Origin of the sequence: Streptomyces sp. NPDC000404 (genome assembly GCF_040300365.1) — a bacterium.
Classification (GTDB): Bacteria; Actinomycetota; Actinomycetes; order Streptomycetales; family Streptomycetaceae; genus Streptomyces; species Streptomyces ramulosus.
Genome location: NZ_JBEPDN010000006.1, coordinates 469,416 through 476,400 on the forward strand (window position 1 = coordinate 469,416; position 6,985 = coordinate 476,400).

At 72.5% G+C, this 6,985-nt stretch carries 6 protein-coding genes; 4 read left to right on the forward strand and 2 right to left on the reverse strand.

Translation table 11 applies throughout. From position 1 onward, the window contains the following. Positions 1-111 precede the first annotated feature (111 nt). From ABT345_RS14580 to ABT345_RS14590, 3 genes are all read left to right on the forward strand, one after another. A complete protein-coding gene (locus ABT345_RS14580; protein ID WP_345077284.1) occupies positions 112-426 on the forward strand; it encodes an SH3 domain-containing protein in 315 nt (104 codons plus the stop codon). A gap of 76 nt (positions 427-502) precedes the next feature. After that, on the forward strand, positions 503-1,081 hold the full coding sequence (locus ABT345_RS14585) for a hypothetical protein (RefSeq protein ID WP_345077281.1): 579 nt from the start codon (positions 503-505) through the stop codon (positions 1,079-1,081). A gap of 199 nt (positions 1,082-1,280) precedes the next feature. Further along, positions 1,281-2,117, forward strand: a complete 837-nt coding sequence (locus ABT345_RS14590) for a class I SAM-dependent methyltransferase (RefSeq protein WP_345077278.1) — start codon at positions 1,281-1,283, stop codon at positions 2,115-2,117. Positions 2,118-2,292: 175 nt separating this feature from the next. Here ABT345_RS14590 and ABT345_RS14595 read toward each other — a convergent pair whose 3' ends face one another. Beyond that, positions 2,293-3,711 (reverse strand): M1 family metallopeptidase, encoded by a 1,419-nt coding sequence (locus ABT345_RS14595; protein ID WP_345077275.1) that lies wholly within the window; start codon positions 3,709-3,711, stop codon positions 2,293-2,295. 451 nt (positions 3,712-4,162) lie between these two features. Between ABT345_RS14595 and proC the strand changes: the two genes are divergently transcribed. After that, positions 4,163-4,972, forward strand: coding sequence for a pyrroline-5-carboxylate reductase (proC, locus tag ABT345_RS14600; RefSeq protein ID WP_345077271.1), 810 nt, complete (start codon positions 4,163-4,165; stop codon positions 4,970-4,972). A gap of 231 nt (positions 4,973-5,203) precedes the next feature. Here the strand turns inward: proC and trpS are convergent, their stop codons facing one another. Next, positions 5,204-6,199 (reverse strand): tryptophan--tRNA ligase, encoded by a 996-nt coding sequence (trpS, locus tag ABT345_RS14605; protein ID WP_345077268.1) that lies wholly within the window; start codon positions 6,197-6,199, stop codon positions 5,204-5,206. Between the last annotated feature and the right edge of the window lie 786 nt (positions 6,200-6,985).

The window sequence follows — 6,985 nt, forward strand, 5'->3', positions numbered from 1 at the left end:
GCGCGTACGAGACGTACGAGGCTTGCTAGCGTGCCCGGTGCACAGGCGCCTCCCGCCCGGGACGGCGCACCACCGCGCGCCCAGCGCGCGCACTCCACGGGGGAGTACACCATGAGCGACATCCAGGACCTCTCGGGCGCCGTGGCGGGCGACGCCGAGCCGCGCGCCGCAGCCGCCAAGTCCTACCCCTTGGTCCCCGGCTACCGCGTCAACGTCCGCCAGGGCCCCAGCACCACCACCCCGGTCGTCCGGCAGCTCCCGGCCGGCTCGTACGTCCAGATCCGCTGCCAGCGCCACGGCCAGCGCGTCTCCGGCCCGACGGGCGTCTCCGACATCTGGGACGCGATCGGGGGCGGCGGCTATGTCTCCGACAGCTATGTGCGGACCGGGAGCAGCGGATTCGTGGCGCCGCAGTGCACGTCCTGAGCGGGCGCCCCGCACTCCGTTCCGCCCGAGGGCCCGCGGTTCCGCGGGTCCCCGGGCGGGCGGCGATAATCGAGATATGAGCGACGAGCGGACGACCCCCGGCGGCCCGGAGCGCGGCCCCGGACCCGGCTCCGGCCCGGCCGACGGCGGGCCCGAGCCGGAGCCGATCCGCTTCTTCGGCACCTGCTGGCTCCACCACGACCGCGGCTACGCACTGCGCCGCATCGCCGTCGCCGCCGGCTCGCTGGTGGCCGCCCTGGCCGGTGCGGTCGTGCTGCGGTTCGCGTTCCAGGGCCTGGCGATCGGCGAGGTCGGCCCGCTGGTGACGGTGCTGGTCATCGCCGGTTTCGCGGTCTGCAGCGCGCTCGCGTTCCGGCGTACCTGGGACGGCTTCGTGCGCCGTCCCGACCCGTCCGCGGCGAGCGCCGGCGACCGTTCCGCACAGAGCCTCCTGCTGATCGGCTTCCTCGGCTCGCTGCTCGCCTACTTCTGCCGCAGCCTGATCGAGGCGCCCGGCGAAAAGCTGCACCGCGCCGAGTACGCCGCCGCCCGCTCCCGCCACGAACGCCGCCGCACGGCCCGCACGGGCAACCCGGCGGCGAAGCAGCCCAGGAACGGACCGAACGCGAAGTCCCCCAAGGGAAAGCGGAAATAACGGCCGGTGCCGCCCCGGAACGCGGCCGGTGCGCGGGACCCGTAGGGGCCATCCCGTAGGCGTACGGGGAGACGGCGGCGGGCCGGACCCCTCACCCGTAAGGGACGAGGGCGGCCCGACCCTCACACCCGTACGGGGCGGCCGCAGCCCGGACCCCGACCCGTACGGGTCCCGGCCCTCGCACAGAAAGGCGCACCCCATGGCGCACGAGCCGGAACCGCTGCCACAGCCGGAACAGCGACCGGAACCGCTTCCGCAGCCGCCGTCCCACGAGGCCCGGGCCCGGTCCTTCGACACCGTCGCCACGCAGTACGCCGCGGCCCGGCCCGGATATCCGCCGGCGCTCCACGATGCCGTCGAGGAGGCGGCGGGCCGCCCGCTGGCCGGCGCCCGGGTGCTGGACGTCGGCGCCGGAACGGGCCTGGCCACCGCGGCGCTCGCCGCCCGCGGCGCCCGGGTCACGGCCGTCGAACCGGGCGCCGCGATGGCCGCCGAACTGCACCGCGCCCACCCGGCCCTCCCGGTGGTCCGCGCCCGGGGCGAGGCGCTGCCGTTCCCGGACGGCGCGGGCTTCGACCTCGTCACCTACGCCCAGTCCTGGCACTGGACCGTCCCGGAACGCTCCGTCCCCGAGGCCCTACGGGTGCTGCGGCCCGGCGGCACTCTCGCCCTGTGGTGGAACGTCCCCGACCCCGACGTCCCCTGGCAAGCCGCCCAGGAAGCCCGCCTCGCCCGCCGCCTGCCCGGCTACCACCGCCACAACGCCGCCGTCACCGCCCCGGACGTCCTCGCCGCCCTCGCCCTCCCGGGCCCGCCGCTCCGCCCCCGGACCCGGCTGCTCCGCTGGACCCGCCGCATCCCGCTCGCCACCCACCTCGCGATGCTCGGCAGCCGCTCCCACTTCGCGGCGCTCGGCCCCGCCGCCGCGCCCGTCCTCGCGGACGAGGGCGCGGCGCTGCGGGAGGTCTTCCCCGACGGCACCGTCGAGGAGACGTACGCGCTCCACCTCACGGCCGTGCGGCGCGCGGCCGGCTGAGACCGGACAGCCCCTCCGGGGCACGGCAGGAGCCGGACGCCCACCGCGCCGCCCCGGGGCACGCGCCCGTTCCACCTTGGGGCACACGCCCGTTCCACCCTGGGACGCGCGCCCGTCCCACCCACGGGCACACACCGTTCCACCCCGGGACGCCCCCGTCCCCCGGCCGGAACGCTCAGTACTCCCAATCCGGCCGCCCGTCCCCGTACAGCCAGTCGTCGAACAGATCCGTCAGATCCACCTCCGTACGCTCCTGACAGAAGTCGATGAACTCCTCGGAATCCGCGTTCCCGTGCCGGTGCGCGGCCGGCCACTCCTTCAGGATCCGGAAGAACGCCCGCTCACCGACCGCGTTCCGCAGCTGCTGGAGCACCATCGCGCCGCGGTCGTAGACCGGCGTCCCCGTCACGTTCTCCGCCGACCCCGGATCCCCCGGCGGAAACTCCCACAACTCCTCGTACGAAACGCCGTCCGCCTCGTCCTCGTCGTCGTCCTCCAGCGCATACAGCGCATCGAACCGCTCCTGGGGCGTGCGCCCGCCCTCGTGCGCCTCCCACAGCCACTCCGCGTACTGCGCGAAACCCTCGTTCAGCCAGGCGTCCTCCCAGGTCCGCGGCGTGACCGAGTCCCCGAACCACTGATGCGCCGTCTCGTGCACCACCGTCGAGGTATCGGGGGCGCCCGCGTACACCGGCTTCGTCTGCGTCTCCAGCGCGTACCAGTCGATCCGCTCCGGTGTGTGGTCGACGATCGCCCCCGCCGACGCGAACGGATACGGCCCGAACAGCTTCCGCGACCAGGCCAGCACCTCCGGCAACCGGTCGAGCGCCTTCCGGCTGCCCGCCGCCTCCTTCGGGTCCACCGCGACGTACAGCGGCAATCCGTCCGCCGTCCGCGACTGGTGCACGTCGAACCGCCCGATCGTCGCCGTCGCCAGATACGTCGCCATCGGCTCCGCGGAGTGCCACACGAACGTCGTCCGGCCCTCGGAGGTGACGCTCGACCGCAGCTCCCCGCCCGCGACCGCGGTGTACCCGTGCGGCACCGTGATCCGGATGTCGTACGCCGCCTTGTCGGACGGATGGTTGTTCCCCGGGAACCACGTCATCGACCCGGCGGGCTCCCCCGAGACGAACGCCCCGTCCGCCGTCCGCACCCACCCCTCCGACGCCCCGTCCGCATCCGTCATCTCCTCCGGCACCCCGTCGTACGCCACGGTCGTCCGGAACGTGCTGCCCTTCCGCAGCCCCTCCGCCGGACGCACCGTCAGCTTGTGTCCCTTACGGGAGAACCCGGCCGGGGCCCCGTCGACCCTGACGGAGGTGACCCGCAGCCCCTGAAGATCGAGCCGGAACGCACCGAGGTCCCGCGTCGCCTTCGCGGTGATCCGCGCCGTCGCATCGAGCCGCTCCGCCGCCACGTCGTACGCCAGATCCAGCCCGTAATGCCGCACGTCGTACCCGCCGTTCCCGAGCGTGGGGAACAGCGGATCCCCGACCCCGCCCGCCCCCACCGCCCCCTTGACCGCCGGCCCCTGCGTACAGGACGACACCAGCAGAACGGCGGCGAGCGCGGCGCACGGACCACCGGCCACACGACGGAAACGAACGGACCGGCGCTTCACAGAACTCCAGACATAGAACCGAATGAGGCCGCCACCCCGGAACCGCAGCGATCGCCCCGCCCGGCCCGGAATGCGCACGAACCTTCGACCTTACGGATTTTTCGGATACGGGGTGGGCCAGCTCCGGCGAGCAGCGACGAGCAGGCCGGCCCGGGCCGGTACGGGCGGGCCCGGAGCATCCCCTACGGGCCCCGGCGCCCCCGCGGACGCCCCGTCACACCCCCTAGGGTCCGGCCCCCACCCGCCCCGCCGTCCGCGCACCGAAACGCCCCGGCCGTCCCCCACCCCTAGGTGCGAGGATGGCCGCGCAATCAGGCAACCCCAGGACGTGCCGCCACCGCCCGCCCGGCCCCCGGCCACGGGCCCCTACGGGAAACCGGCACCACACCCTGGCACCACCACCGGCGAGGTGAAGCGCAACATGGCTCAGAAGGTCGCCGTACTCGGCACCGGAAAAATCGGCGAAGCCCTGCTCAGCGGCATGATCCGCGGCGGCTGGGCGCCCGCCGACCTGCTGGTCACCGCCCGCCGCCCCGAGCGCGCCGCCCAACTCCGCGAGCGCTACGGCGTCGAAGCGGTCACCAACGCCGAGGCCGCCGCGGCCGCCGACACCCTGATCCTCACGGTCAAACCGCAGGACATGGGCACCCTCCTGACCGAACTGGCCCCGCACGTCCCCGCCGACCGCCTCGTCATCAGCGGCGCCGCGGGCGTCCCCACCGCCTACTTCGAGGAGCGGCTGGCCGAGGGCATCCCGGTCGTCCGGGTCATGACCAACACCCCCGCCCTCGTCGACGAGGCCATGTCCGTCATCTCTGCGGGCACCCACGCCACCGGCGACCACCTCCGCCGCGCCGAGGAGATCTTCGCGGGCGTGGGCAAGACCCTGCGCGTCCCCGAGTCCCAGCAGGACGCCGCAACCGCCCTCTCCGGCTCCGGACCTGCCTATTTCTACTTCCTCGTCGAGGCCATGACCGACGCCGGCATCCTCCTCGGACTGCCCCGCGACAAGGCCCACGACCTCATCGTCCAGGCCGCGATCGGCGCCGCCGTCATGCTCCGCGACAGCGGCGAACACCCCGTCAAACTCCGCGAGAACGTCACCTCGCCGGCCGGCACCACCATCAACGCCATCCGCGAACTGGAGAACCACGGCGTCCGCGCCGCCCTCCTCGCCGCCCTCGAAGCCGCCCGCGACCGCAGCCGCGAACTCGCCTCGGGCAACGGCTGACCCACACCGCCGCGCCGCGTCCCCTACGGGCCGGAATCGCCCCGTAGGGGACACACCGCCAGGCTCCCCGCCCCTGGGCGAACCCCTGCCCGTAGGGGACAGTCCCTACGGGCAGGAGCCGCACCACCGGACCCACCGGAACACGCGAGCCCGTGGGCCCCGTCCCCTACGGGCAGCGGACAGCCGGAATCCCGTAGGGGAAGCGGCCCGCAGGGGACAGCCGGTCCGCCCTCACGCCGGCGGCAGCAATCCCACCGCCCGGTACGCCGCATCGACCCGCGGCCGCGCCACCGCTCGCGCCCGCTCGGCCCCGTCCCGCAGCACACCGTCGACGTAACCGGGGTCCGCGGCCAGCTCCGCATGCCGCTCCCGCACCGGCCGCAACATCTCCACCACCGCCTCCGCCACGTCCTTCTTCAACGCCCCGTACGAGCCGTACGCCCCGGCCAGCTCCCCGGGCTCCCCTCCCGTGCACGCCGCCAGGATCTCCAGCAAATTCGCCACCCCTGGCCGCTCCGCCGGGTCGTACACGACCTCCGGATGCGCATCGGTCACCGCTCGCGCAACCTTCTTGCGCACCGTTTCCGCCTCGTCCAGCAGATAGACGATCCCCGCCGTCCGCGCATGCGACTTCCCCATCTTCGCCGTGGGCTCCTGGAGGTCCTTCACCCGCGCCGCCACCGGCGGCCGCGTCGCCCGGGGCACCACGAACACCGGCCCGTACCGCTGGTTGAACCGCACCGCCAGATCCCGCGTCAGCTCCACGTGCTGCGCCTGGTCCTCACCCACCGGAACCTCATCCGTCCCGTACGCCAGGATGTCCGCCGCCATCAACGCCGGATACGTCAGCAACGACAGCCGCACCTCCGCACCGCCCTGCGCCTTCTTCTCCTTGTACTGGATCATCCGCCGCATCTCCCCGTCGGAGGCGGTGCACTCCATCAGGTACGAAAGCCGCGCGTGCTCATCCACGTGGCTCTGCACGAACACCGTGCACCGCTCCGGATCCAACCCCATGGCCAGCAACAACGTCGCCGCCTGCCGGGTCAGCCGCCGCACCCGCGCCGGATCGTGCGCCACGGTCAGCGCATGCAGGTCCACCACGCAGAACAGCGCGTCCGCCCGGTGCTGGTCCACCTCGGCCCACCGCCGCAGCGCCCCCAGATAGTTCCCCAGCGTCAGATGCCCCGTCGGCTTCACACCACTGAAGATCCGCGTCCTCGCCATGTCGTCTCTCCTGTCGTCCGGTACGCGGACGCCGTGCGGCGCCCGTGCGGACCACCGGGCCCGACGGCCGGCTGCGGGAGGGAGAAACGCGAACGGCCGCCGAGGCGGCGGCCGTGGTCGTGCATGCGCTGTGGTCGGCCGCCGTCAGGCGAGCCACCACTGCTGTACGTGCGCATGCGAGGTCATGGCGGCCAAGCTACCCCGCAAATCCGGGGCCTGTCCCAGGTTTGAAGCAGTCAAGGGCCTCGTGTACTCTTCCCCGAGTTGCCACACAGCTGTAACGGTTCTGTGGCAGCCATCCGCCGCATCGCGGCACACCACTACCGCACGACTCCTCACCGGAACGAATTTCGGCATGCCCGAAATTCACACCGCGACGTGATTATGCGTCACCGAGGAATTCCGCTAAAGTAGTGACCACGCCAAGGCGCCGCAAACGAAAGTAAGCAGCCCGAGGCAAACCCCTCCGACGGGTAATCGGAAATGAATTCGGACCGGAAACGGCGCGAATCGGATCTGATAGAGTCGGAAAGGTCGGAAAGCGAAAGCCGGACGGCAAACCCCGCTCCAACAGGGGGCCGGAAACGCCCAGCGGATCTGGTAAGGTTGGAACCGCGGAAAAGCCGAAAGGCCGGACCGCACCGGCGAAAATCAGAACCGAAAGGATCTGATAGAGTCGGAAACGCAAGATCGAAGGGAAGCGCCCGGAGAGCCTGGTGAAACAGGCACAAAGGAAGCGTCCGTTCCTTGAGAACTCAACAGCGTGCCAAAAGTCAACGCCAGATA

Excerpts from the sequence above, each read along its gene's own strand:
- ABT345_RS14580 (WP_345077284.1), top strand. The coding sequence starts at position 112 with ATGAGCGACATCCAGGACCTCTCGGGCGCCGTGGCGGGCGACGCCGAG.
- ABT345_RS14585 (WP_345077281.1), top strand. The coding sequence starts at position 503 with ATGAGCGACGAGCGGACGACCCCCGGCGGCCCGGAGCGCGGCCCCGGA.
- ABT345_RS14590 (WP_345077278.1), top strand. The coding sequence starts at position 1,281 with ATGGCGCACGAGCCGGAACCGCTGCCACAGCCGGAACAGCGACCGGAA.
- proC (WP_345077271.1), top strand. The coding sequence starts at position 4,163 with ATGGCTCAGAAGGTCGCCGTACTCGGCACCGGAAAAATCGGCGAAGCC.
- trpS (WP_345077268.1), bottom strand. The coding sequence starts at position 6,199 with ATGGCGAGGACGCGGATCTTCAGTGGTGTGAAGCCGACGGGGCATCTG.